The sequence below is a fragment of the Pseudomonas sp. NPDC088885 genome (genome assembly GCF_044750025.1).
GTDB lineage: Bacteria > Pseudomonadota > Gammaproteobacteria > Pseudomonadales > Pseudomonadaceae > Aquipseudomonas > Aquipseudomonas rustica.
On the sequence record NZ_JBIVJB010000214.1, the window covers coordinates 1 to 2,519 of the forward strand.

At 62.4% G+C, this 2,519-nt stretch carries 2 protein-coding genes; both read left to right on the forward strand.

Annotated elements, in window-relative coordinates; genetic code table 11:
• A partial coding sequence (locus ACIP1X_RS28600; protein WP_400755941.1) for a molybdopterin-dependent oxidoreductase occupies positions 1-2,024 on the forward strand: 2,024 nt, incomplete at its 5' end.
• Positions 2,021-2,519 (forward strand): NADH-quinone oxidoreductase subunit H (locus ACIP1X_RS28605; protein WP_400755942.1); only part of this gene is annotated, 499 nt, incomplete at its 3' end. The genes ACIP1X_RS28600 and ACIP1X_RS28605, both read left to right, overlap by 4 nt.

The following is a 2,519-nucleotide window of genomic DNA, read 5'->3' on the forward strand; positions in this document are numbered from 1 at the left end:
GCTCGAGCGGTTGCAACATCTCCCCGGGCGAGAGTTACGGTGAACTGCGTCGCATCGAAAACCGTTTCAACGGTTCGGTGAACCAGTACTTCCTGTGCGACCGTGGCCGTTTCGGTTATGGCTACGTCAACCGCACCGACCGTCCACGTCAGCCGCTGCTGGCCGACGGCACCAAGCTCGGTCTGGACGCCGCACTGGATAAAGCCGCTGACCTGCTGCGCGGTCGCAATATCGTCGGTATCGGTTCGTCGCGTGCCAGCCTCGAAAGCAACTACGCGTTGCGCGAACTGGTTGGCGCCGAGCACTTCTACTCGGGTATCGAAGCGTCCGAACTGGAACGCATCCGTCTGGTCTTGCAAGTGCTGAACGACAGCCCGCTGCCTGTGCCGAACATGCGCGACATCGAAGACCACGATGCGATCTTCGTCCTCGGCGAAGACCTGACCCAGACCGCCGCTCGTATGGCGCTGTCGCTGCGTCAATCGGTCAAAGGCAAAGCTGAAGACATGGCCGAAGCCATGCGCGTTCAGCCTTGGCTGGATGCTGCGGTGAAGAACATCGGTCAGCACGCGCTGAACCCGCTGTTCATCGCCAGCCTGGCGGAAACCAAGCTCGACGACATCGCTGAAGAATGCGTACACGCTGCTCCGGACGACCTGGCGCGCATCGGTTTCGCCGTTGCTCACGCACTGGACGCCAGCGCCCCGGCCGTTGAAGGTCTGGACGCCGAAGCACTGGAACTGGCTCAGCGCATTGCCGACGCCCTGCTCGCGGCCAAACGTCCGCTGATCATCGCCGGTACTTCGCTGGGCTCCAAAGCCCTGATCGAAGCCGCCGCGAACATCGCCAAAGCACTGAAACTGCGCGAGAAGAACGGTTCGATCAGCCTGATCGTGCCGGAAGCCAACAGCCTCGGTCTGGCCATGCTCGGTGGCGAATCGGTCGACGCGGCGCTGCAAGCCGTCATCGACGGCAAGGCTGACGCGATCGTCGTGCTGGAAAACGATCTGTTCACCCGCACCGCCAAAGACAAGGTCGATGCCGCACTGAACGCTGCGAAAGTGGTGATCGTTGCTGATCATCAGAAGACCGCGACCACCGACCGCGCGCACCTGGTTCTGCCAGCCGCAAGCTTCGCTGAAGGCGACGGTACGCTGGTCAGCCAGGAAGGTCGCGCCCAGCGCTTCTTCCAGGTTTTCGATCCGCAATACCTCGACGCGAGCATTCTGGTTCACGAAGGCTGGCGCTGGCTGCACGCCCTGCGCGCGACCCTGCTGAACCAGCCGATCGACTGGACGCAACTCGACCACGTCACCGCTGCCGTTGCTTCGAGCACCGCGCAACTGGCGCGTATCGTCGACGCAGCACCGTCGGCGGCGTTCCGTATCAAGGGTCTGAAACTGGCGCGTGAGCCGCTGCGTTACTCCGGTCGCACCGCAATGCGCGCCGACATCAGCGTTCACGAACCACGCACCCCGCAAGACAAAGACACCGCGTTCGCCTTCTCCATGGAAGGTTACTCGGGTTCGGTTGAGCCGCGTCAGCAGGTTCCTTTCGCCTGGTCTCCGGGCTGGAACTCGCCACAAGCGTGGAACAAGTTCCAGGACGAAGTCGGTGGTCACATCCGTGCTGGCGACCCGGGCACCCGCCTGATCGAAAGCACTGGCGATTCGCTGAACTGGTTCGCTGCAGCACCGCGTGCGTTCAACCCGGCAGCGGGCACCTGGCAAGCCGTGCCGTTCTTCCACCTGTTCGGCAGCGAAGAAAACTCTTCGAAAGCCGCACCGGTTCAAGAGCGCATTCCGGCCGCTTACGTGGCACTGGCGAAATCCGAAGCGGATCGTCTGGGCGTCAACGACGGTGCATTGCTGAGCCTGAACGTGGCCGGTCAGACCCTGCGTCTGCCGCTGCGTATCAATGAAGAACTGGGCGCCGGTCTGGTGGCATTGCCTGCGGGCATCGCCGGCATTCCACCGGCATTCGCCGGCGTATCCGTCGACGGTCTGCAGGAGGCAGCGCAATGACCTGGTTCACCCCTGAAGTGATCGATGTGATCCTGACGGTCATCAAAGCCATCGTCATTCTGTTGGCCGTGGTGGTCGCCGGTGCGTTGCTCAGCTTTGTCGAACGTCGCCTGCTGGGCTGGTGGCAGGACCGTTACGGTCCGAACCGCGTTGGCCCGTTTGGCATGTTCCAGATCGCCGCCGACATGCTGAAGATGTTCTTCAAGGAAGACTGGACGCCGCCGTTTGCCGACAAAGTGATCTTCACTTTGGCGCCGGTGGTGGCCATGTCCGCCTTGCTGATCGCGTTTGCGATCATCCCGATCACCCCGACCTGGGGCGTCGCGGATCTGAACATCGGCTTGCTGTTCTTCTTCGCCATGGCCGGTCTGTCGGTCTACGCGGTGTTGTTCGCCGGCTGGTCGAGTAACAACAAGTTCGCCCTGCTCGGCGCCCTGCGTGCTTCGGCGCAGACCGTGTCCTACGAAGTGTTCATGGGCCTGGCCCTGATGGGCA